This window comes from Providencia rettgeri (assembly GCF_013702265.1).
Taxonomy (GTDB): domain Bacteria; phylum Pseudomonadota; class Gammaproteobacteria; order Enterobacterales; family Enterobacteriaceae; genus Providencia; species Providencia zhijiangensis.
Genome location: NZ_CP059348.1, coordinates 1,984,779 through 2,009,431, shown reverse-complemented (window position 1 = coordinate 2,009,431; position 24,653 = coordinate 1,984,779). Strand labels below are relative to the sequence as shown.

21 protein-coding genes are annotated in these 24,653 nt (G+C 40.5%); 4 read left to right on the top strand and 17 right to left on the bottom strand.

Annotation, left to right across the window (positions count from 1 at the left end; genetic code table 11):
- Positions 1 to 13: 13 nt before the first annotated feature.
- The 5 genes from H0913_RS09245 to H0913_RS09225 form a co-directional block, all read right to left on the bottom strand.
- Positions 14 to 589, bottom strand: coding sequence for a fimbrial protein (locus tag H0913_RS09245; protein ID WP_154603876.1), 576 nt, complete (start codon positions 587 to 589; stop codon positions 14 to 16).
- A gap of 1,669 nt (positions 590 to 2,258) precedes the next feature.
- Complete coding sequence (locus tag H0913_RS09240; protein WP_196231028.1) at positions 2,259 to 2,702, bottom strand: YcgN family cysteine cluster protein; 444 nt, start codon at positions 2,700 to 2,702, stop codon at positions 2,259 to 2,261.
- A 17-nt stretch (positions 2,703 to 2,719) separates the two neighbouring features.
- Positions 2,720 to 3,376 (bottom strand): fumarylacetoacetate hydrolase family protein, encoded by a 657-nt coding sequence (locus tag H0913_RS09235; RefSeq protein ID WP_154603877.1) that lies wholly within the window; start codon positions 3,374 to 3,376, stop codon positions 2,720 to 2,722.
- Between the two features lie 20 nt (positions 3,377 to 3,396).
- Positions 3,397 to 4,500 (bottom strand): lytic murein transglycosylase, encoded by a 1,104-nt coding sequence (locus H0913_RS09230; protein WP_181478620.1) that lies wholly within the window; start codon positions 4,498 to 4,500, stop codon positions 3,397 to 3,399.
- A gap of 49 nt (positions 4,501 to 4,549) precedes the next feature.
- Positions 4,550 to 4,819, bottom strand: a complete 270-nt coding sequence (locus H0913_RS09225) for a YcgL domain-containing protein (protein ID WP_036948197.1) — start codon at positions 4,817 to 4,819, stop codon at positions 4,550 to 4,552.
- Between the two features lie 129 nt (positions 4,820 to 4,948).
- On the opposite strand from H0913_RS09225, the gene minC reads away from it, so the two are divergent.
- The 3 genes from minC to minE are packed head-to-tail and all read left to right on the top strand — an operon-like array spanning position 4,949 to position 6,813.
- Positions 4,949 to 5,674 (top strand): septum site-determining protein MinC, encoded by a 726-nt coding sequence (gene minC, locus H0913_RS09220; protein ID WP_154626774.1) that lies wholly within the window; start codon positions 4,949 to 4,951, stop codon positions 5,672 to 5,674.
- A gap of 23 nt (positions 5,675 to 5,697) precedes the next feature.
- Positions 5,698 to 6,513 carry a septum site-determining protein MinD gene (gene minD / locus H0913_RS09215; protein ID WP_154603880.1) on the top strand — a complete coding sequence of 272 codons (816 nt, stop codon included), beginning with the start codon at positions 5,698 to 5,700 and terminating at the stop codon, positions 6,511 to 6,513.
- 3 nt (positions 6,514 to 6,516) lie between these two features.
- Positions 6,517 to 6,813, top strand: coding sequence for a cell division topological specificity factor MinE (minE, locus tag H0913_RS09210; protein ID WP_036948203.1), 297 nt, complete (start codon positions 6,517 to 6,519; stop codon positions 6,811 to 6,813).
- A gap of 72 nt (positions 6,814 to 6,885) precedes the next feature.
- Here minE and H0913_RS09205 read toward each other — a convergent pair whose 3' ends face one another.
- The 9 genes from H0913_RS09205 to H0913_RS09165 form a co-directional block, all read right to left on the bottom strand.
- A complete protein-coding gene (locus tag H0913_RS09205; RefSeq protein WP_232368846.1) occupies positions 6,886 to 7,665 on the bottom strand; it encodes an energy transducer TonB in 780 nt (259 codons plus the stop codon).
- A 50-nt stretch (positions 7,666 to 7,715) separates the two neighbouring features.
- A complete protein-coding gene (locus tag H0913_RS09200) occupies positions 7,716 to 10,745 on the bottom strand; it encodes a TonB-dependent receptor domain-containing protein (protein ID WP_181478618.1) in 3,030 nt (1,009 codons plus the stop codon).
- Between the two features lie 18 nt (positions 10,746 to 10,763).
- Positions 10,764 to 12,212: a surface lipoprotein assembly modifier gene (locus tag H0913_RS09195; RefSeq protein WP_154637757.1), complete on the bottom strand. Its 1,449-nt coding sequence runs from the start codon at positions 12,210 to 12,212 to the stop codon at positions 10,764 to 10,766.
- Between the two features lie 79 nt (positions 12,213 to 12,291).
- Positions 12,292 to 13,059, bottom strand: a complete 768-nt coding sequence (locus tag H0913_RS09190; RefSeq protein ID WP_154637758.1) for a Slam-dependent surface lipoprotein — start codon at positions 13,057 to 13,059, stop codon at positions 12,292 to 12,294.
- Between the two features lie 520 nt (positions 13,060 to 13,579).
- The gene (gene rnd, locus H0913_RS09185) at positions 13,580 to 14,701 is read right to left on the bottom strand and encodes a ribonuclease D (protein ID WP_181478616.1); all 1,122 of its coding nucleotides are present in this window, start codon (positions 14,699 to 14,701) and stop codon (positions 13,580 to 13,582) included.
- 110 nt (positions 14,702 to 14,811) lie between these two features.
- Positions 14,812 to 16,500 (bottom strand): long-chain-fatty-acid--CoA ligase FadD, encoded by a 1,689-nt coding sequence (gene fadD / locus H0913_RS09180; protein WP_181478614.1) that lies wholly within the window; start codon positions 16,498 to 16,500, stop codon positions 14,812 to 14,814.
- Positions 16,501 to 16,833: 333 nt separating this feature from the next.
- Positions 16,834 to 17,436, bottom strand: coding sequence for a Slp family lipoprotein (locus H0913_RS09175; RefSeq protein WP_154603886.1), 603 nt, complete (start codon positions 17,434 to 17,436; stop codon positions 16,834 to 16,836).
- A gap of 235 nt (positions 17,437 to 17,671) precedes the next feature.
- A complete protein-coding gene (gene tsaB, locus H0913_RS09170) occupies positions 17,672 to 18,367 on the bottom strand; it encodes a tRNA (adenosine(37)-N6)-threonylcarbamoyltransferase complex dimerization subunit type 1 TsaB (RefSeq protein WP_181478612.1) in 696 nt (231 codons plus the stop codon).
- A 103-nt stretch (positions 18,368 to 18,470) separates the two neighbouring features.
- On the bottom strand, positions 18,471 to 20,396 hold the full coding sequence (locus H0913_RS09165) for an ATP-dependent DNA helicase (protein WP_181478610.1): 1,926 nt from the start codon (positions 20,394 to 20,396) through the stop codon (positions 18,471 to 18,473).
- Between the two features lie 148 nt (positions 20,397 to 20,544).
- On the opposite strand from H0913_RS09165, the gene H0913_RS09160 reads away from it, so the two are divergent.
- A complete protein-coding gene (locus H0913_RS09160) occupies positions 20,545 to 20,892 on the top strand; it encodes a RidA family protein (RefSeq protein WP_036948225.1) in 348 nt (115 codons plus the stop codon).
- An 87-nt stretch (positions 20,893 to 20,979) separates the two neighbouring features.
- Here H0913_RS09160 and H0913_RS09155 read toward each other — a convergent pair whose 3' ends face one another.
- The 3 genes from H0913_RS09155 to mdtJ all read right to left on the bottom strand — a co-directional run bounded on the left by H0913_RS09155 (position 20,980) and on the right by mdtJ (position 24,568).
- The gene (locus tag H0913_RS09155) at positions 20,980 to 23,262 is read right to left on the bottom strand and encodes an autotransporter domain-containing protein (protein WP_181478608.1); all 2,283 of its coding nucleotides are present in this window, start codon (positions 23,260 to 23,262) and stop codon (positions 20,980 to 20,982) included.
- Between the two features lie 543 nt (positions 23,263 to 23,805).
- Positions 23,806 to 24,138, bottom strand: coding sequence for a multidrug/spermidine efflux SMR transporter subunit MdtI (mdtI, locus tag H0913_RS09150; protein WP_154638195.1), 333 nt, complete (start codon positions 24,136 to 24,138; stop codon positions 23,806 to 23,808).
- A gap of 1 nt (position 24,139) precedes the next feature.
- Positions 24,140 to 24,568, bottom strand: coding sequence for a multidrug/spermidine efflux SMR transporter subunit MdtJ (gene mdtJ, locus H0913_RS09145; RefSeq protein ID WP_154603890.1), 429 nt, complete (start codon positions 24,566 to 24,568; stop codon positions 24,140 to 24,142).
- Between the last annotated feature and the right edge of the window lie 85 nt (positions 24,569 to 24,653).

Sequence of the window (24,653 nt, the reverse complement as noted above, 5' to 3'; positions counted from 1 at the left end):
ACTGACTGAAAAATTAGTTATAAGTAATTTCGTAAGTCGCGTAGCTTTGGATTTCACCCGCGCTTACAGTGTCAGGAGTTGCTGTAGAGTAACCAACATAGTAAGTGAAACGGGTATTGCTACCGTTTTTCTCACCAATTGCTTTTGGTTGGCTTGCTTGACCTGGAAAAATTTTAGTGGTTTTTTCGCCGTCAGTAGACAGTGCTAATTGGATGTTTTTAGCGCCGTTAACAACAGTGTTAGCTAAGCTACCGTTAGTATTAGCGGCTAAGTTACCACCAGTCCAACGCACACCTAAAGCTGCAGTATCAGTAACAGGTTTGCCGCTTTGTGCACAATCACTGATTTCAATAGCAAAAGTTTTTGGTTTTAAAATAGTGTTAGCGCCGCCGTTTTTAACTTCTTGTAAAGAAACAGGTGCTAAATACACAGTTGCATCGCTGCCTTGACCATCAACGGAAACGTTACAAGAAACATCCATAACTTTACCGTTAAAGTTAACTTGGCCACCGCCAACTGAAGTTGCTGCATTTGCTGTTGTGAAACCAAGAACTGTTGCTGCGATAGCAGTCAGTAAAACTTTTTTCATTTTCAATTCCTAAGATGAGTTTTTTATTTATTGCTTATACAAATTATTAAGAGGTCTTTAATTCATTCTTGGGTAACAGCAAAAACAGAGCCCGACCGTATTAAAATACAGCCAGAAGTCAGCATATTTAGAGCTTCAACGGATCACCGTAATGCGCACATCAGCAATAGCTCAGTGATATCTGTTTTTTGACCAACAAGTTGTATGACCACTAATTCGAAGCAAAGAATACATAAAAACTTATGTGTCATTAAATCGTTTTTACCTTAGCTTATTAACATTTTGATAGGCTCAAACTATTACAAACGATCTATTAATCGAAATATTCAATATATTAATTACACTTAATAAGTCATATTTAGAGGCCAAATAAGATAACTACAAAGAACAAATTCAAATATATAACATTTAAATTTGTTTTTATAAGATATATGAGATTTTTGTGAATATTTTAAATTTGCGATATAAGTTAAATTTTGTATTTTTATTTACATTTAGACACTTTTTCTATTCTTTTGATTACAAAATAAATTCACTCCATACGTGTTAAAAATACGTAATTGATAAATTATTCTTATTGAATCACTCGATGTTCATATTGAAACATTTGCCAATAAATAAAATTAAATATCGAATTATTATTCCAACACCCAATTAACTCTCAACAAGAGTAAAGGAATTATCTATAACTTTATTGCGCCTTAGGTTGAAGTAAAAAGTTATATAACAACAATTTCTTAGTGACTAACACTATCATAGAGGGAATAGAAAAAATGCAGTAAAGAGGCAGGGAAAATATTTATAATAAAAAATCATAAATACCGCAAGATAATGCTCCTGTCATATAATAAGGCTTTGACAATTTAATCTTATTAAGAGTATCAAGGTATGAGGCTATGTAAGCGGAAATAATCATTTCTGATCTAACAATACTAAATAAGTGGTACTTTTTAGCCAAAAACTTGATCTGCGTCAAAATTTGACATATTTACGTAATTCAGTGATATATAAGGTTATTTTTCAAAAATAACAATTCGACCAAATTTATAAAAATTGCCTAAAAAATGCATATTAGGAATATTCCTAAAAACGCATTTTGTGAGTTTTTGATTTACCTTATGTCTTCATTTTGAACAAAAAAGCATTTAAAGCTAAGTGCTAATCGATTTTAACACTATCTATTCTACTCATCTTTTCAGTGAACTAACGTGACAATAACGTTAATCATAGTTCTATTTCGATAACATTGACTCATTAAATTAGTTCTTCAATGACAATAAGATATTTGAGCGAAATAGGACAGGAAAAGTATATTATTTCAATATGCTATGAAATAGCACTTAAAATCACCATGCGTGTGAATTAGGCTGACTGAATATTATTTAAATATCACTCTACTTTTTATTAAAGAATATTTAACATTCAAATATTGCTAAATATAAATCAAATTTGTTCTCATTTATCAGTAATCAATTTCAATAGGATCCACAAAGTGCAAATATCTTCTTCTTAACAAAAGATCTTGACAGGCTATTAAGATTGGTTGTTTTTCATTCAATTTGTCGTTTTTCATCGAATTAATGGCGTTGGATCTAGCTGAGGGCGTGAGATAAAAAAACCCGCTCAGTATAAATGAAGCGGGTTTTTAGAAGAGTCGATTAGTGATGCATTATCTGTCGTTTGGTCGGTTCATAATATGGTCTTCCCACTCTACCACATCAATTTCTCGTACTGCGATATGGCGAACTGAGATACCTTCATTATGCATTGCAGCTTTTGAACCGGTTTTCAATGGATGCCAAGCAGGAAGCGGTTTTCCTTCCATTAACAAGCGGTATGCGCAGGTACTTGGTAACCAAGCAAATGTTTCCAGATTATCCCGAGTCAGTTTTATGCAATCCGCTTCATATTTGAAACGATCTGCATAATGTCTGCACTGACAGGTTTTAATATTTAACTGGTTGCAAGCCACATTAGTGAAATAGATCTCATCGGTGTCTTCATCCATTAATTTATGCAAGCAGCATTGCCCACATCCATCACAGAGAGACTCCCACTCTTCATCGGTCATTTCATCTAAGGTTTTAACCTGCCAGAAAAACTGAGACATAATACTGCAAAATCCTATACTTAAATGACTCTAGTGGTCAGTGAATTATCATTAATCGTTAGCTTTAACATATCCCCAGAAGCCAATGGCCCCACACCTTCCGGTGTTCCGGTTAAAATAACGTCCCCAGGACGTAGGGTAAAGAAACGGGACATATAGCTAATTAGCGGTAAAACTGGCGTGATCATATCACGGGTCGAGCCAGACTGACGAACCTCGCCGTTGATTTCTAAACTCAGTGACATATTTTGCAGGTCACTGGTACCACTGACGGGAATAAATCCAGAAATCGGGCATGAACCATCAAAAGCTTTGCTTTTTTCCCATGGCTGCCCTGCTTTCTTAAACTTTGCCTGTAAGTCTCTTAGGGTCAAATCAAGTGCTACCGCATAACCGGCGATTGCACGAGCAACCCTATCTTCATCCGCATTTTTAAGAGGCATACCGATCAAAATCGCCATCTCAACTTCGTGGTGAACTGAGCCCAATTCTTTAGGAATAACAATTGGTTGGTTCACATCACACAGGGCAGTTTCCGGCTTAATAAATAAGACAGGCTCCTCAGGTAGTGCTGAACCCATTTCTTTAATATGTTTGGCATAGTTACTGCCCACACAAACTACTTTATTGGCAGGGAAATCTAATAAAGCACCTTGCCAGTCGCGATGTTGATACATGTCGGTAACTCCTATTATCGTTATTGTATTTTTGCAGCGATGCCATCCGCCATCATACAAACACTTAATGCGAAATAATATGAACGATTCCAATGCATAATCGTGCGGAAGTTTTGGGTCACTAAGAATGTTCGACCTTCAGGGTCATCAGGAATAACCACCCATGTTTTCACATCTGGCGAAAGTTGGGAAAATGCAGGTAATTTAACCCCTAATTTTTCCCACTCCTGAACGGTTCTCCCTTGTTCCGTTTTAACCCCTTCTAAACTACGGTTAAAATCAGCAGGTAGTGAAACTTGATAGCCCCATGGTAATGCAGCTTGCCACCCTTCGGTGGATAAATAATTGGCAACTGAAGCAAAGACATCGGCTTTGTTATTCCAAATATCCATTTTACCGTCACCATCACCATCTGCGGCATAGGATAAATAAGAAGTTGGCATAAATTGGCTCTGCCCCATCGCTCCAGCCCATGAACCTTTCAGTTGCTGATCTTCTGGGATATAGCCTTTATCCATGATTTCCAGTGCTGCTAATAATTGCTTACTAAACAGTGCTTCACGACGCCCTTCAAAAGAGAGTGTGGCAAGCGCTGAAATCACATCTTCTTTACCTTGTGAACGACCAAAACCACTTTCGAGTCCCCATAAAGAGACAATGTATTGGGGCGGCACGCCATATTTTTGGCTAATTGCGTTTAATACAGCTTGGTTTTCATAGTACTTTTCAACACCCGCATTAATACGAGATTGTGGTAAGACATTTTTTAAATAGCTGGCTAACGTCACTGTTGCGCGTTTTTCAGGTTGCCCTTTATCCGCTTTTACGACACGTTCAAGGAAATAAATGTTAGCAAAGCCACGATCGATCGTAGATTGTTTGATACCTTGAGCCGCAGCATGTTGTTTCAGCAATTCCACATAAGCCGGGAATTGTGAAGGTTCACGTTGCTCAATTGGAAAAGCTTTATCTAGCGCGATAACTTCTTTCTCAATCGCAGCTTCTTGTGCCGTTGTCAGAATTCGAGTTTCGTTTGCTTGAGTTGCAGCTTTTTGAGTCTGTGGAGCACTACAACTTGCTAAAAGCACACCAGCGACTAATGTATATAATAACGTTGGCTTCATTTTTATCCTCCTGACGATAATGGCTTTTTAAGGATCATCCTAAATTATCTTAGTCGTTTAATTCGCGATATTCAGAAAGTAAATTTTCAACCGGAGGTGGGAATTGCAAGTAGTAACCAACGTCTTGAAGGTCAGCTCGAACTCGCTCAATGTCCGCATTTGCCAGCTTTTCACGTTTATCCAATGAAATTAACATTGAAAACTGTGGTTTGCCAAATTGCTTGAGGAGTTCTTCTGGAACGCGTGAAAAGTCATCTTTCTTCTCGACATATAAATAAGTTTGATCACGGTTCGGGCTTCTATAAATTGCACAAATCATTATATTTAACTCTTTTTCTTGGTTCGTAAGCTTGCTTGAAGTATGCAGTAACTATAACATGCTATTGTTTTACTGAGTATCTTCACCCGAGGATTGTTTCGGAAATTTTAATTTGCTGAGTCTAGATAGATGCCACAATCGCCAATAGAACTTAAAGGCAGCAGTTTTACTCTTTCAGTCATTCACTTACACAGTGAAGAGCCTAAACTCATCAAAAAAGCGCTGCAAGACAAGGTCAATCAGGCTCCTGATTTTCTTAAAAATGCCCCTGTTGTTATTAATGTTGCAGAATTAACTCACCACGCGGATATGTACAGTATTCACAAAGCGATTGTCTCTGCTGGTCTTCGAATTGTGGGCGTCAGTGGTTGTACTGATCCACTGTTAAGACAAAAGATCAATGAAGCGGGCTTGCCAGTGCTTATTGAAGGTAAAAGCAAAAAAGCGCCAGAACCTTCAACGGATGACGTCTCTTTTGCGAAATCTGATATTGCCCCGCAACCTGCTCCTATCGAATCTGCTTATCGCAAAACCCGTATTATCAATACTCCTGTTCGTTCAGGTCAGCGTATTTATGCACCAAATAGTGATCTCATCGTCACAAGTAATGTTAGTGCAGGTGCAGAATTATTAGCAGATGGTAATATTCATATCTATGGCGTTATGAGAGGTCGTGCCCTTGCTGGTGCCTCTGGTGATATGGAAAGCCAGATTTATTGTACTCATTTGCAAGCAGAGCTAGTGTCCATTGCAGGCGAGTATTGGTTGAGTGATCAGATACCTACTGAATTTCTCGCCAAAGCAGCTAAACTTTGTTTAGTTGATAACAAACTTAATATTGAATACTTAAATTAGACCTTATTTACAAGGAATTATTCATGGCACGCATAATTGTTGTTACTTCAGGTAAAGGTGGCGTTGGTAAAACCACTTCAAGCGCGGCCATAGCTACCGGCCTAGCTCAAAAAGGGAAGAAAACCGTAGTTATCGATTTCGATATCGGTCTGCGTAACCTTGACCTAATCATGGGGTGTGAACGTCGAGTAGTCTATGACTTCGTTAACGTTATCCAAGGTGATGCAACTCTTAATCAGGCGTTAATCAAAGATAAACGCACTGAAAACCTTTATATTCTTCCTGCATCACAAACTCGTGATAAAGACGCTCTGACTCGTGAAGGTGTTGAGAAAATTCTGGATGAACTCAGCAACGAAATGGCGTTTGACTTTATTATCTGTGACTCTCCTGCCGGTATTGAAAGTGGTGCATTAATGGCGCTTTATTTTGCTGATGAAGCCATTATCACAACTAACCCAGAAGTCTCTTCTGTTCGTGACTCAGACCGTATTTTAGGGATTTTATCCTCTAAATCACGCCGCGCAGAAAAAGGTCAAGACCCAATTAAAGAACGTTTATTGTTAACTCGCTATAACCCAGGTCGAGTAACTCGTGGTGATATGCTGAGTATGGAAGACGTTTTGGAAATTCTGTGCATTCCATTAGTGGGTGTGATCCCAGAAGATCAGTCTGTTTTACGTTCATCTAACCAAGGTGAACCTGTCATTCTGGACTCTGACTCTGAAGCAGGACAAGCATATAGCGACTGTGTAGAACGTATTTTAGGTGAAGATCGCCCTATGCGTTTCATTGAAGAAGAGAAAAAAGGCTTCTTAAAGCGTCTATTTGGGGGATAAATAATGGCTTTATTGGATTTCTTTCTGTCGAGAAAAAAGACGACAGCAAATATCGCAAAAGAGCGACTGCAGATCATCGTTGCTGAACGTCGCCGCGGTGATAGTGAGCCAGCTTATCTTGCTGATATGAAGCGAGATATTTTGCAAGTTATTTGCAAGTATGTTCAAGTTGACCCAGAAATGTTATCCGTACAATTTGAACAAAAAGATGATGATATTTCTGTTCTCGAATTAAACGTCACCCTTCCTGAAGCGGAAGAAGGTAAAGACGTCAAAGAAGCAAAACCCGCAGAACAGTAATATTGTACAATGCCGCTATATCGCTATATTAAATAACGCCATAGCGGCTTGATTTTATTGTTGATTTCAGTACTAGTCTAATCTGAAGTTAATTTCTAATGTCATTTTTCTATTCATGTTTTCAGGTGGCTTGCCGAGTGGCTTGCTACGCCTAATTGCATCCAATATCGCTTGTTCGAAAAATTGACTCATTTCTGAATCTACCACTTTTGCATTGACCAACTCACCGTTCTCTGTGACATCAAACTGAACCTGAATATCCCCTTGCATACGCATTTTGCGTGCTCGTCGCGGGTACTGTTTATGGCTATCAATTTCCCGTTTGATCTGGTCTAGATAGCGTTGTTTGGCATTGGTGTTATTTTCACCATCAGAAAAATGAGTGAGGTCATCTTGCTGCCCTGCAGCTAAAGAATTTGTTGTGTTTTCGCCTTCTTTTGCTCTTTGGGTTTGTAAATCATCCCGAAGGCTTTCTTTCTTGGCTTTTTCTTCTGGCTTAGCCTTATTTTTTACAGGATTACGCTTTTCAGATTTCACTTCTTTGGGTGTTTTTTCAGCGACGATATTTGAGGCATTATCTTGCTGGCTGCGCTGTTTGCTAACCTTGATATTCGCGTACTCAAACTCTTCAATGGCATTGAGTTCACCGCCAGTTACCGATTGGCTTTCTTGGGGGATACTCACTTGTTGCTCAACTAAAAACTGAGTTAACGCGACGGTCACCACGGGCGAAATTAACGGTGCTGTCATTTTGAATGACAATGAATTGAACGCAAAAAAACAGAAATAAATAATTGTGCCGTGTAATAAGCCAGAAAGCGGTAATCCATAATAAATTCGAAAATAATTCATGGCGATATTCCTAATCAGCCCCAGCAATGCATACTTGCTGGGGCTGAGCCTTAGAAGTGACTGGTCACACTTAAACGAAGAGATCTTCCCGGCGCAGGCATCATGCTACGCGTCAATGGGTCAATGTAATATTCGTTTAATACGTTAGAGGCTAACAACTCCACTAACAGGTTCTTATTCACTTGATAAGTGACATAGGCATCAGTAACAAATACTGCATTCCAACTCATCGGATTATTGTTTAAAGGTGAATAGGAAGGACCAAACTTGCTCGCCATCTGTGCTTCATCTTTATTTTCTGTCTTGGCGTGATATCGTACACGCCCGCCAACTTCCAAACTTTCATTAAAGAAGCGCATACCGAGATTAGTATGGATGCTGTATTTAGGTTGTAACTGAGTTCGGAGGTAACCATGCGGGAAACCGCCTTCAGTACATATTGACCCTTTGTACTTGTTCAACGGGTCTAAACGAGCCATCGAAGCATCGTCACAAACTTCATTTTTCAGCCGGAAATCTACCCCTAAATCGCCAAAGAAACGCCCATTATCATAGCGAGCTAACACTTCTAATCCGGCGGTTCTGTGCTGATCCATTTGCGCAAAAACCAAATTACCATCACGGTCAAACGCATTATCGATAATATTATGGTAATAGTTGATTCTAAAATCGGCGGCATTTTCTGCTTTTAACCAACTTTGCAAATTACGTACATAACCGATTTCAAAAGTATGGCTGCGTTCTGGCTTAAAGGGGCGATGCACTATAGTGACTTTACCTCCACCAGAAAAACCGATGGTATCTTCAAAAATACTTGGCATTCTAACGGTTTCGGCATAGCGAGCAAAAACGCGATCATTTTCTGAAAGGTAAATTGAACCTCCCAATGATGGGCTCCACGCGGAATTAATACGTTTACCTGGGTTTTTATACTTTTCATTCTCACTGACTGAAATATAGTCCCATTCTTTATTTGGAGCGCGATAGGCTATGATTGCTTTCACTTTTTTCTGGCTAATCGGGTCAATCACTTCTTCTGATAGGTCAATTTCCCCATTATAGAATGGGTTATTCTCCGTAGTGAGTTTGCCATCTTCATCCACTCGCCATTTGATATAGTCGAATCCGGTAATACGAAATCCTTCATGCTCTTCTTGGATTGTATAATAGTGTTCGGCTTTTTTTAGGGAATACTTAGGGAGTGATAACGCTTCTGCGACAAACCATTCAATTTTAGATGTACCAATGCTACTGTCCGGCCAGAGACCTATCTTATTGTAACCATCAAAAGTACGCCCTTGACTATCCACATATTCTCTCACTTTACGCGCTTCCTCTTCCGTTAACGGTCGAGAGTATTCAAAGTTCATGGCTGTCTCAATTTGATGCACAGCAAAGCGCTCATCTTTTACTTTTAATCGGCGTTCTCTTAATAAATCTCGCGACCAATAATTTTGATACTGAATACCTGCATTGACATTTAGCCAATCCGTTGGTCGCCAATCCAATCTAATTGCTCCACTGTACTCTTGGCGCTTTCCTTCACGAGGTATCGCTCGAAATGTACTGTATTTAGGTATTTCCGCATTAGGGTCATAAATATCATCATGACTGTGAATTTTCTCATTCGTAAAGTTACCAATAAAAGTCACATCAAAGCTAGGCAGTAATTGGGTCTTATTAGATAAGGAAATCCCTTGTCTATCATTGAGTTGACTCAGTTTTATTCCATCCACTAATTTCCCATTAACATGTGGATTTCTACGATTACCATTTACATACCAGTCATACTCCATCGCTTGCCTAGGCAAGTCACCCGCCGTATTGGAGTTTAAATCCATTTTTGTTAGCCAATAACTTAACTGAAAATCAATAAACGGTTGTTCACTGGGTTTAAATCCATAGTTAACATAGAAAGAGCCTAAGCTAAGATTTGCCAACGGCCATTGGGGAATTTCCCCTGCCAAGTCATGAAAACGAATTTGCGAGGGCATAATCTCCCCATAATGGCTTTTAGTATGTACATAGCCGAGGGAGACACTCTGTGATTCAGAGAGCTGCAAATTCATTTTTTGAAGGAAAGTTTCGATATTACTGGAGGTATTCCCTACTTCTTTGGTCGGTAAGTAGACATTGGCAACAAAGGGGACATTAGGGTCTAATGTTTTACTAGAATATCTCTTGTCTCGAGTGACAATAGGCTTGCGGAAATAGTTTGCACCATGACGCCCTGCAAAGTAGTTACCTTGGTTTCGATGACTATAAGCAAATAGCAAGTTAAATTTATCTTGCCGTAACCCCAGAGCCACTCGCATCGCACTGTCTTTTAAATTAAAAAAATTAGAACTTCCTGGTTGGTCTGGCTCTGCTACTGTCTTAGGGTCTCTGAACTTCACTAACGACAGACTATCATTATACTTGGCTGCACTCTCCATCAGTTCCGGGTCATCTCGATAATCACTCCCAAGGTGCAATTGGTTAATCCGAGGTTTTGTCGAATTAGTGCGTGTTTCCAATTTAAGGTCGACAGCAAAACGTTCATCTGATGGGACAATATCATCTATGCTGAGGGTTTTTACTGCCACTCCACCGCCAATAGAGGTACGAATATCACGATCTAACATCGGGCTTTTTATTACAGTAATACTGCTGATCATATTGGGGTCTACATAGTTTCGGTTATTGGCACCATTGTAGCCACGCCACACGGTGATGGCTTGCTCCGTACCGTCTACAGTAACAGGTACACGCCCTTGACCTTGAATGCCTCGCACATTTGGGTCTAACGCCCCACTATTACGTGCATCCCCACTATAAACACCGACACCGTGGTTCAAAATATCAGCGGGGTTAGTGCCTTTATAGCGTTCGGCCGCTTCTTTACTGATATAGATATTTGATTCATCTTTATCATATTGGTCATCCGCACCTTTTTGATCCCGCATTTTAATCGTATCAGTCTGGTCTTTTACCTGTATATTGCCCACCTGTTCCCTTGAGTTGGCATAAGACGAAAGTGAAATGACACCCATAGTTAACCCTGTGGCAATTTTCATTGCCACCACTGCTGTTACTTTCATATTAAATCTCAATACGAACTAAAACGTTTTACTTAAATTTAAACCCACTTCGCTTTTATTATAGGAATAGCTTATTTTTGCGCTGCTATCATTGAATTTGTAATTAATATAGAGTGTTGGTGTTAATGATAGAAATGTATGACCTAATAGAGTTATTTGGCTATTTAACTCCCACGATTCATCGCTACGTTTTGTATTAAGTGCACTGTCGAAATCAAAAAAATCATAATTGCTACTTGTCAGTTTATTGACTAACTTATTCGAGCCAAAAACATTAACTGATCCCACTGTTAAACCTGATACTTGATAGCTATCACTTTTATATTTTTCAATATTTTTACCGCCATATATATTTGAAAATAGACTCCATTGCGGATTAACCGAGTAAATTGCCGTCATACTATAATTAATATCATAACCTGAGCGTGATATTCGCTTACCAAAGAAAATTTGATTTTTATACGTTAGATTGGATAGCAGATAAAGCTTATTGCTGGGGGAATATGCCCCAGTAATGCTCGCCCCTACACTATAATAATCAAATAAATGCCCCCGCCAATTAATATCTACAATTGGTGAAAACGTGACCTTTTTATTTCCATAAAGATACTGATAACTTACTGATGAGTAAGTTGAAAAACGCCTTTTTACTGAGCGATGTGGATATTCCAACACATGGCCACCTATGCCAGCTAATAGCGAGTGCCCTCGATATTGCCAAAGAACTTTGTTGGTATTCCCTGAAAACCCGTACACCAAACCGGATTTGATTTCGCTACCTTGCATGCACCACATCGAATTACATTGCTGCTCCTTGTTACCGTGAGCCTCGGTATAGTTTGTGTCATACTTTAAATCCGCATTAAAATTCCCCTGCCAATTAGCTCGATTTTCTAATGCTGTAATTTCACTGTCTATCTGTTTTATTCGTTCTTCAGGTAAACCTAATCGATATTTGTTTTTTATTTTCTTGTATAACGTTAATGCTTCATGATGATAGCTATTTTTTATATACACATGTGCTAATTTCATTTCAGCAAACACTGAGTTAGGGTTTCCATTAACTATTTTTAAATAAAACTTTAGTGCTAATGGGTAATCACCATTAAAATAAGCTCTCTCTGCTGAAATATAATCCACCATACCTTTATCGTGATTTATATCATTCATATAATCAGGCAATATTTCATCGATTTTTTGGAATTGCTGCCGATTGACTAAATCATAAAGAATAAAACCAAGGTCGTCGACATTTTTGTTTATTTTAAGTGGAATTATATTTAACGAGTTATTTCTCGTGTTATTTATTTCAGTTAAAAACCCGATTATTTGTTCATATTGTTGTTGCCCATATTGTTGTTGTCCATAATTTTGCTCAGAAAATGAATTTACAGAGAACAATAATAGAATTAATACCTCAATCTTGCTGATTATTTTTTTCATCCGTCTTCCTTTTTCTTCTTCCATAAAAACACAGGTAGGCAAAATAACTTTTGCCTACCTGATAACAACGATATTGCTAAACAAAGAGTGTTAAATAAAGAAATTACTCTTCGATTTGGCTACCACCAAAGGCGATATCATGTTTGTGATTATCATTAAATACCAACACACCACCAACATGTTCCGCATTCTCACCAAAGAAGCGCCCATAACTCAAACCTGTATTCTGCTGAGTATTTTCGAGATTTTTAACAATGGCATCTCCAGAAAACGATCCACCATCCATTATTTGCCCTTTAAAATCATACTGGTGTGCAGTTCCTTGTAATGAACCAACATAGTCCTTATCACCAAAGTTCGCCTCAAAACTACCTGGAAGCTTCTTCTCACCATCATATTGGTTAATTCCCGCTATGGTGTAAGTAACTTTACCTTCGGTTGGCACAGCTGTTGTCGCATCTTGGCCAGAGAAGAATGCAGTGTGCTTAGCATCGTCTTCTGTTCCAGTTTGTGACCAATCCCCATAATAAACTTCAGCATCGGCGATTTTAGAAAACTGAAATTTCCCCATATCGATATTACCGTTTGGCGTTGCAGGAACAACATAAACATTACCTTCTTTAGGGAACATCACAATTCTCGCTAAACTTGAGAATGATATTCTTTTTCCTTCGCCTTTATAACGATGGCCAATACCCGGAGAACCTACAGCACCCCCATGAGGCCCATGAGAAGCTTGGGTTTCTCCTACCGTTACATTCGATCTTTCTGTTTCATACGTTTGGCTCTGTGCAGATTCCGTTACCGCACTCGCACAAGTAGAAACACCCACCAACATAGCAATTAATGTAACTTTAGTGCTTTTATTCATACGTTATTTCCTTATACATTTAATAAGAAATTAAAAGGAGATGATGCTTTTTGCTCTGTACTCTTGGACGTATTTGCGGGCCCACAAACTGGAAATAATTTTATGAGAATGAGTTTTATTTACAAATAGAGGATTTATAATTCAATTAAAAATCATTGTATTAGAATGATATTTTTTCTTTTTATTTTTCAATTAACTATAAAACAACCCTCCCCCTATAAATGTTAATCATCGCTGTAATGGGTTATTTTAAGTTCGATTTTTATTTATATTTATTATTTTTTAAGAGTAATTACAGAATTGAAATGCATTAAATAGAGCCGTTAATATCAAAGCACGGTGTTATTTTTAGATTGGTGCTAAATAATAATCTTCATTATTTAAAGAAGAATAAATATTTAATATTGACGGGATGAGAATAAAGCTTATTGATATGAGTAACAAAATACCCAAGAGAAAAAAGTGATTTGAAAATGGCATAAAGGCACAAAATTATCGCTATTTTGTGCCTTTATTATGATTACGCTTGGCTAAGTAATTGGGTTAATGGCGCTTCTAGTAACCGACCTCGCCAACCAGCAAGTAGTTCAGGCTGACAGGATTTCTCTTTTAGCCCCCAATGCACCGCTAATAACTGGTTAATTTGTCGACGAGATGCTAATAACTCTGGGTTGAATTTTTCATTCTCGGCGATCTCTTTCACCACCCCTTTGATCTCTTTAAAAATACTTTTGTATTGGCTCTGCTCAGTAATATTAGCAACAGGTTCTGGATACTGGCTGGCGTCCAGTTTCTTCGCTTCTTCGACAATACTTAACAAGCGGCGACCATGGCAGCGAATTTCTTGTCCCGATAAGCCGAGTGCATCCAATTCACCTAAAGAGCCCGGTAAATAACGCGCAACTTTCCACAGGTTTTCTTCTTTAATAACGAAATTGATCGCCATATCCCGCGCTTTTGCTTGATCCAAACGCCATGCCGCCAGCAGCTGTAAGCAAGCAAGCTGTTCATCGCGTAATTGCCATGCATTGGTGATATTTAAGTAGGCTTTTTCAGGTTTAACTGTTTTTTGACGACGAGCAACCACTCGCTGGCATTCGTCTTGGGCATCAGCTAAATAGCCTGCTTCTGTCACTTTTTCCATCAAAATTTTGGCTAGTGGCAGTAAATAAAGTACATCCGCCGTTGCATAATCACACTGCTTCAAACTTAAAGGGCGCGCGAGCCAGTCTGTTCGAGATTCACTTTTATCTAGCTCGATGCCCAAATGCTCTGCCACCAGCGTAGCGAAGCCGCAAGAAATGGGATAACCCAAAAATGCCGCTACGATTTGGGTATCTATCATCGGCTCTGGCACGCAACCGAAATCATGCATAAATACTTCTAAATCTTCACTGCCTGCATGTAAAAATTTCAATTGGTTTGGATTGGTTAACAGCGCCTTAAATGGGCTAAAATCCGTCATTAATAGCGGATCAATCAGTGAAACCTGTTTTCCATCATACAACTGCAATAAACCCAGTTGTGGGTAATAGGTTCGGGTGCGAACAAACTCGGTATCTAATGCTAACCACGGCGCATCACTGGCCTCTTGGCAGACTTGGGCTAATTCGCTATCTGTTGTGACTAAACGGTAATTCAAAACAAGTTTCTCTTTATTATAAATTTGGTTAAGTGTATCTGATTGACACAGTAACGCCGGTAAAAACCGGCGTTACACACATTGCTTTTGTTAATTCACTAGCTAGTTGACTATGAAGGTGATTTTTCTCGTGCTTGCTGCTCTTCGGCTCGTAGTTCTTTTCGTAGAATTTTTCCTACGTTAGATTTCGGCAACTCATCACGAAACTCAAAAATTTTCGGTACTTTATAAGCCGTTAATGAACGACGGCAGAATGTTTTTAGATCAGCAGCGGTCAATGCAGAATTTTTGGTAACCACAAAAACCTTCACCGCTTCCCCTGTACTTTCACTTGGAACCCCAATCGCTGCACATTCGATAACATCAGGATGCATGGAAATAACATCCTCGATTTCATTCGGGTAGACATTAAATCCAGAGACAATAATCATATCTTTTTTGCGATCAACAATACGAATATAGCCTTCGTCATCTATTTCGGCGATATCACCAGTTGCTAACCAACCATCAACGATAGCTTCACTGGTCGCATCAGGGCGATTCCAATACCCTTTCATCACCTGCGGGCCTTTTACCCACATTTCCCCAGCAGTACCGCGAGGAACTTCATGCCCATCATCATCTAAAAACTTCACATCCGTTGATGGAACAGGTAGCCCGATACTACCACTATAAGCTGTTAAATTATATGGGTTACCAGAAACTAATGGGGAACATTCTGTTAAGCCATAACCTTCGAGTAAATGCCGCCCAGTCAGCGCTTGCCACTTCTGAGCAACCGCTTTATGGACAGGCATTCCGCCTCCAACAGACAGTCTTAAACGGGAAAAATCAAGCTTCTGAAACTCCGGGTTTTGCAGCCATGCATTAAAGAGCGTGTTAACACCCGTGATCGATGTAAATGGATAACGGGATAATTGTTTCACCGTATCTGGCACATCTCGCGGGTTGGTGATAAGTAGATTCACACCACCCACACTAATAAACAATAAGCAGTTTACGGTAAGCGCAAAGACGTGATAAAGCGGAAGTGCCGTTACCACATATTCATGACCAAAATGTAAAACAGGGCCATACGCAGCTTTAGCTTGGGCAATATTTGCTAGCATATTACGATGCGTTAACATCGCACCTTTGGCTACCCCTGTCGTGCCACCGGTATATTGTAAGAATGCTAAATCTTCGCCAATAATATTCGGCTTGATATATTGCATTCGATAACCTTGATGCATGGCCCGACGAAATGAAATGGCATCCGGCAAATTGTATTTTGGAACTAACCGTTTTACATATTTCACCACAAAATCCACAATTGTGGCTTTCGGACGCGGTAGCTGATCCCCCAGGCGGGTCAAAATAACGTGTTTAACTTTGGTATTAAAAACGATTTTTTCTAATGTATGCGCAAAGTTAGAAACGATGACAATCGCTGTCGCCCCGCTATCATTTAACTGATGCTCTAACTCTCGCGGGGTATACAGAGGGTTAACATTAACCGCCACCATACCCGCACGCAAAATCCCAAACAGCGCTATAGGATACTGCAGCAAGTTTGGCATCATTAAAGCAACTCGGTCACCTTTTTTAAGACCCAGTCCATTTTGTAAGTAGGCGGCAAATGCGCGGCTTCTCTCTTCAAGTTTACGGTAGGTCATTACGGCGCCCATATTAATGAACGCTGGCTGATCCGCATATTGAGAAACGGCATTTTCAAGTAACTCTGCTAATGACGCGAAGTCATCAGGACTTATTTCTTCAGGTACATCAGCAGGATAGTTTTTTAGCCAGATTTTTTCCAAAATGTCACTCCTGAATTTAGTGAGTTATTATTTTACACAACCCTTTAACAAATTATTAACTCATTGTACCAGTTTGAAAATTAGACAATGTTAAGGTTGGGAGCTATATCACTAAATAAATTTCATTCCTTCGAGATAAAAATAAGGCGGTCAATGCCGCCCTATTCAACTTATGATTAATTCACCAGAACTTTAGTCTGCTTATAACCCGTAATTATACACCGTTGTCAGGAATTTTTGGAGAATTAAGCAGTTAATAGCCCACTCCCGCTCAGTTTTTTTATAAAAAAAATCCTAGCTTAACTAGGATTTTTAGCAGAATAATACTATTGCTTAATCTTCCGTTAAATACGTCTGCACTTGGGCGGGCCCCACAGGGTATCCATAGCCCCATCCCCAAGGATGATTATAGTAATATGGGGAACCATAATACCCGTAACCCCATGGACCTGCCGGCGGTGGCATCATCACACTTTGTGCAATACTCCAACGCTGGAAGCCAGTGACATTCATTGTCACATACTGATAAGGTACCTCTCCGATTTTCCCCGCTTGTTCTCCAGTTATGTTACCCACAACAGTGACATAGCGGTTTTTAAAATCGTTTGGCTCAACAAACCCATTGATATACGCGTAAATACGACCAAGCGACGGAGAGTTTAATTCAGGTGCAGCGTCATATTTATTTAATGTCATGACGGCTAGCTCAATCCGCGTTCTTTTTGGCTCATTAAAGACAGACAGCACTTTACCACCGAAACGCGCTTCTTGACCGATATACATCTCCGGTGCATTTTGTACCGACTTAAGATTATCTGCAGGATTAGGTACCGACCCCTTAATAGACTGAGGGATTGATACACAACCTGCTAGCGCTAATATGCCCGCAAGTAATAGCGTTTTCATTGCTGAGCGGTAGCTAAATTGAATTTTCATTTACCACCTCCAATTAGCCGTCATTATAGAATGAGATAGTTCGTATTAAAACTGCTGGTATTCCTTATCACATTATATGTGCAATCCAATTTTTATTAACGCTTATTTATTCAATAATAGCTCAATTAAACAGCGATTCTATATCTTAGATTAAAAAAATAGCTATCGGTTTTACCCTGATAGCTATTTTTTTCATTCGACAAAAATCATGCTGCTTCTATTTATTCACGACCCGTTATTCGCGACCGGGTAATTTTTTCCAAGTCACTTCATTACGCAAGTAAGTCGGTTCGACATTCTCGACCGCAGTCACTTTTCCTGCCTGCCACAGCTGCTCTGCAATTGGCAGCATATCTTGCGCTGCAGGTAATGTGATTAGGCTGTCGGTCAACAATGAGCCTTCTAATAATTCAGGATAAGCCGCCCAGCCCGTTCCTGCATGACTCCATTGCCCTTCTAATTCCGTAAATTTTAATTTGAAATCAGCGGGTAGCATCACAGCTTCCGTTTCTTCACCTAACCAAAAACCGCGTTCATCGCGTTGATATTGCGCACAATAGATTTCAGACATTCGCGCATCAATCGCCACCAGCACACGGGAACTATTCGTTGTGCGGTATACCCCTTGTGCCAGCGCCATCAACGAAGAAACGCCGATCATGGGTAAATCGGCACCCAGCGCTAGTCCTTGAGCAATGCCCACACCAATTCGAACCCCAGTAAAGCTACCCGGGCCACGCCCAAATGCTAGTGCATCTAATTGATTTAGTTTAATGCCTGCTTGCGCCAGTACTTCTTCTGCCATCGGCAATACTTTTTGAGTATGTTCGCGAGGAGAGATGGCAAAACGCGAAATAATTTCACCGTCGCACAGTAATGCGACAGAACAAGCTTCAGTGGCTGTATCAACAGCTAGAATACGACTCGACATGCCTAAACTCCGGCAAATATTAGTTTTTTTGTTGTCGCCTTATGACGGCAACCTGAAAGATGGGCGGTATCTTAGCATAAACCGCCCACAGGATTGCATAAAATTAGTGTTTCTCAATCGCTTCCGCGCGCTTTGTTGCCAAAAATTCAATCGCTTTATTCAAATCTCGCGTACGTGGCGAAGGGGGCAAGCTTCGCAAAAACACCTCTCCGTAAGGGCGTGTCACGAGCCGATTGTCACAAATCACAATAACACCGTAATCTTTTGTGTCGCGGATCAACCGCCCAACCCCTTGCTTTAATGTGATGACGGCATCGGGTAATTGAACGTCGGCAAATGGGTCTCCGCCTCGGAGTTCACAATCTTCAATCCTAGCACGTAATAGCGGGTCATCCGGTGCAGTAAACGGGAGTTTATCGATGATCACGCAGGTCAATTCATCGCCTCGGACATCGACCCCTTCCCAGAAACTGCTCGTAGCGACCAAAACAGCATTTCCTGCCGCAATAAACTGTGCCAGTAATTTATTTTTGCTGCTTTCCCCTTGCATAAGAACAGGCAATGTCAGCGACGCTTTAAACTCTTCGGCTAGCTCCCTCATCATCAAATGAGAGGTGCATAAAAAGAAACAACGACCTCGGTTTTTTTCAATTAACGGGCGCAACATATTGGCAAGCTTTTGAGCACTACCCCGTTGATTAGGTTCCGGTAAAAAGCGAGGCACGCAAAGCAACGTTTGGCTTTCATAATCAAACGGGCTTGCAAGCAGCAACGTTTTCGCGGAACTTAGCCCTAATCTATCCGTAAAGTGACTGAGTTTTTCGTTCACAGAAAGCGTCGCCGAGGTGAACACCCAACTAGCCGGCGTACTCGCAATCATTTCACTGAATTTATCAGCGACAGTGAGTGGTGTTAAGGCTAATAAAAAGTGGCGTCCGTAGCTCTCAAACCAGTAACTATAACCCGGTATGGTGACATCCTTTAAGCGGTTAAGACGGTTGCGGTAAATCGTCACGCGCTCAAAAATAGAATCTAAACTTTGGGAACGCCCTAATGACGTTTTGATGACTTCATAACAGAGTTCCAGTGCATCATCCAGCAGCGTTAACGCTCGCTGAACTTCGGATAATTTCAGTAATTCCCGTAAATTCCCTCTAAAGCTGTTTTCCCCTAAGTTAAGACGAAAATCCAGTGTGCTTTGCGTCAGTCGATCGGCACTTTTTTGCAATTGGGCTTGGTCTTTTAGCTCTGTACGATACGTCATTATCATATCGCGAGCTAAATCTAACAGTTGCCGGCTACTGAGTTGCTGCCCAAAATATTGGCTTGCAATATCAGGGATTTGATGGGCTTCGTCGAAGATCATCACATCAGCTTGAGGGATCAACTCCCCAAAACCTGTATTTTTCACCACTCTATCAGCCATAAAAAGATGGTGGTTAACGACCACCACATCGGCATCAAGAGCTTTACGACGCGCTTTGAGTACAAAGCACTCTTGGTAGCGGGGGCAATCACTGCCTAAACAGTTATCGTTGGTGCTAGTAACTAAAGGCCAAACGGGGCTATCTTCAGCAATATCATGGCAGGTACTGGTATCCCCCAATTCTGATTCGATGGACCAACTGCGTAATCTCACAACCGCAGCGAGGATCTCCGGTTCTAGGCTACCTCCACCTAGGGATTGCTGATCTAACCTTTCAAGACACAGGTAATTTGAACGCCCTTTTAATAGCGCCGTTTTTCCTGTGTAGTTCATCGCATCGATAATCGTAGGGAGATCGCGGTGATAAAGTTGGTCTTGCAGTGCTTTCGACCCCGTAGAGACAATCACTTTTTTGCCACTACGTAATGCAGGGACGAGGTACGCATAGGTTTTTCCTGTTCCTGTTCCCGCTTCAGCCACCAGCACATGCTGCTGCTCAATAGATTGAGTAACCGCGTCAGACATGGTGACCTGCGCAGCTCGAGGTTGGAAACCGGGAATTGTTTTTGCTAGAAAGCCATCTGCTGAAAAGTCGTTAGACACTACGAACCTATATTGCTTACCGTTGATGGGCACACTTTACCATGAGTTCAAGATGGCTGCTGAGCTAATTATCGTTTCATCAATGAACTGATTTTCATCATAGTAGCAAACTGATATCCTTGTTCAGCATTGATAATAAGGAACAATTATGACTATTGAACGCATTGACCCAGATACCCGTTGGTCTGAAGCTGTTATCCATAACAACGTGGTCTATTATACTAGCGTCCCAGAAAAACTGGATGGCGACATTATTATTCAAACCGCAGATACCTTAGCCGCTATTGATGTCATGTTAGGCCGTGTGGGTTCCGATAAAAGCAAAATTTTAGATGCGACTATCTTCCTTGCAGATAAAGCAGATTTTGCTGGCATGAACCAAGCGTGGGATGCATGGGTTGTTGCGGGTAGCGCGCCTGTTCGTTGCACTGTTCAAGCCGCACTGATGAAGCCTGAATATAAAGTTGAGATCAAAATCGTTGCGGCGATTGATTAGTCTTGATTGATACTTGAAAAAAGAGGGCTAAATGCCCTCTTTTTTACTTACTTATTTATTTTGTACCTATTTATTTTTTGTCTATTATCACCAATGGTACGAATAGCTTAGCCCTGCTTGAACGCCATCATGGTTATAATCCGTTTTTTGCCACCCAGCATCGGCGCGTAATGTAGAGTTTTTCGTGACATTCACATTGATACCCGCAGCCACATATGGAGTCACACTTTTCTCTGAGCCTTTGTCATAAGCATAAGCGCCAATGTACGGTACATAGCCTGTAAATGCATCACGAACACTATTTAGCTTGAATGCGCTACCCACTTTTCCATCTAACGTGACTACATCATTGATATTGTGATCCACTCGAATACCAAGGTCGATATCTGTACGTTTGTTACCCATACGACCATATTGCGCAGCAAATTCCGCATTTTTCGCTTCAGTATACCCACTGCGATTAATATCTTTATAGGTCAATGCTACTTCTGGTAGCAATTGAGTTTGAGGAGCAACGGAAATACCGTAACCTGCACCTACACGAGCTTGATAGCCTTTGATAGTCGCATTGCCTTGCCCACCTTCCGTATTTTGTAAGGTATCACGGGTGATCACTAAGCCTTGGCTCAGGTATGATGCCGACAAATCCGCATAGAGACCTTCATTATTACGGTTTTCTTGATAGCGAATATAACCGCCCACCGCAGGATGATTGCTACCACGAGTATCATAATTGCTAGTGAGTGTTGTGTTATTGGCGAAGTTCATCGCCACACCAACAGTCCAGTTTTCTGCTGGTAAACGCAGAGTTCCATGCAAGCCAGTAGCAACACGATGGTTGCTTGATACGGTATCATATTGCGTAAATAACCCAACGCAGTAGTTGTCCTGCCCTAACTGGCAGCGACTTGAACTGAGAGTCTCTAAGCTATTTTGGTAGAGATCGAGCACTTCAAATCCACGACTTGCTGTACGAGACATTGCGCGGCTACTATTGGTGGCATCTACCGTCACAATCGTTGGTTTTGTTGGGTCTACGGGTTTTACTGGATCAACTGGCTTAGTTGGGTCTACTGGTTTCGTTGGGTCGACCGGTTTTATTGGATCAACTGGCTTCGTTGAGGCTTCCTTAATTTTCCACAAAACAGCATGGCTCTCACCACTGTCTGTGATTGAGGTTCCAGCCACGACCAAACCATCATCCGATACCGAATACGCCGTTGCGTTACCAAGGTTATCAGATTGCAGTGTTCCCAAATTCACCATACCCGTTGCTTCAGTCCAGCGGAATGCCTGCATATATTGATTAGAATCCGTGTTCGATTCCCCCACAATCACTGAACCATCACTTGAGATATCATAAGCTTCTGAATAACCTGAATTGTCCGACTTTAATGTCCCTAGGCCTTTCATTCCCTCTTTTTCAGTCCAGCGGAATGCCATTGTGGAATAGCTGTCATAATCAGAGTCAGACCCACCGACAACGACGGTGCCATCTCTGGATACATAATCAGCATCTGAATGCCCAGAGTTATCGGCTCGTAACGTGCCTAAACCCACCATTCCAGTTTTTTCAGTCCAACGGAAAGCATTGCTATCCCCTCCATCTGTGTCAGAAGAACCTACGACAACTGAACCATTGGCAGACACGCCATTTGCCGATGAAATTCCTGAATTATCCGACGTTAATATTCCCAAGTCAGTCATGCCCGTTTCTTTACGCCATCTGAAAGCATGCATATTTCCTGAGTGAGTGCTTGAATCCCCCACTACCGTTGAGCCATCAGCGGATAATCCATTAGGATCAGAAGTTCCTGTGTTATCGCTTTTTAATGTTCCCAGCCCAACCATGCCTGACTCTCGAGTCCAAATAAACGCAACAGAGCGGTTATCGTCCACTGACGCTTGCCCTGTAACTACCTTCCCATCATCAGAAACTGCTTGGGCATACGAACCGTTAATGCCATCCGTACGTAAACTACCTAAGCCTTCCATTCCGCCACGTTCAGTCCAGATAAATGCACTTCCGCGCCCATCATCTGTACTTGAATAACCAATAATCGTAGAGCCATCCTTTGAAACGCCATTTGTTGACGCACGACCGCTGTTATCTGCTTTCAGCGTGCCTAAATGCATGATCCCTTTGTCTTGTGACCAACGAAACACACCCGAATCACGATTATCCGAACTTTCATTTCCCGCAATAACCTTTCCATCGCCTGAAATCGAAAGATCTTCAGAATCAATACCAGGGCCAATATTGATATCAACCTTTTTCTCAATTTCAAGCTTATTATTCGCAGAATATCCTTGAGACGTTAATAAGGAAATTCCAATAGTCACTGCCAGACTTAATTTATTTAGCTTCATAATATTTTTCGCATAATTTTGTTATTATGAGAATTTAAATTAATCATCAATTCTCAATATGAAATTCAATAGAAACCATTCCTTTTTAAAGCAGGGAAAAGAATATCACTTAAGAAAGATTAAATACATTAGTAAAATCAAGAATTGAAAGCCAAATAAAGCAATGATTTACCCAATGAAGTTAAACCCTGGAAATCAATGCGCATCATATTGAAATCAAATAATTTTCTGTGGAAATTTGCTTTCCATTTATTATTAAATAAATTAAATTCAAATAAAATATATTTTTAAGAATATTCTGTAAAATATATGAATTATTTTATTTTCGGTACGAAACTAATATAGCCAAAAAAATCAAAATATAATAATGAATTGATAATGGAACGTTATACGCTTGTTTGAAGTGAAATATTCTATAAATGTACGCTTACTAAGTACATTAAATTCAAGAGAGGAAAATTAAGTGAAGTCATTAGGTTGAATATAATTAAATAAAACCTAATGACTTCGTTGACAATATGCTTTTGTTGAGCAAATTATCTGTTACGACATTTTAATCAGCACCATACCAATAAGCAGCAATACTAACCCACCCCAGCCTTTATAGTTTAGGCGTTGATTAAACAAGATCCAGCCGGCAGCAACTGTGGCGATTAAACCGAATGCTCCCCATAAGGCATAAGCGACTGACAGTTCGATTCCCTTCACTGCCTGCGCCAGTGCACTAAATGCCCCTAATACAGCAACAAGAGACAAAATTCCTAACCAATAACGTCTAAAACCATCCGACATTTTTAAAAATACGTTGGCTAGAATTTCCAGTACCACTGCGAGGATCAAAAATGCCGCATGCCACCATTCAAATTGACTGGCCATATTACACCTCCGATTTAGCGGTCTTTGTCACTAAAGCTCGGGCTTTGGCGGAATCAACCGCATTCTTGGCAGCTTGTTTTACCTTCTGAGCTGACTGTCTAACAGTCGCTTTTTTGGTGCCTGATTTGATCAATGCAATACCCGTGATCAGAAAAACTAGTCCACCGACTTTCATTGGTGACAGCGATTCTCCAAACCACAATACGCTGAACGTCGTAATTAACAGAACACCAACACCTTCCCACATGGCGTAAGCAACACCCAGTGCCACTTTTTTTACCGCAACCGCCAGTAAAATATAGGAAGTCGCAATCATCACATACATCACGGCCATACCCGTGAAATCACCGCTTACGCTGGCATGTTTCATTGATAACGTACCAATGACCTCAGTCACGATAGCTAATGCTAAAAATATCCAATAAATCATTATAGTATCCCTCTAGATACAGCTTCGCCATAGCCTGTTTTTTGAACAAGATAGAAAGGCAATGAGCTTAATGGTTAAGCTTTAA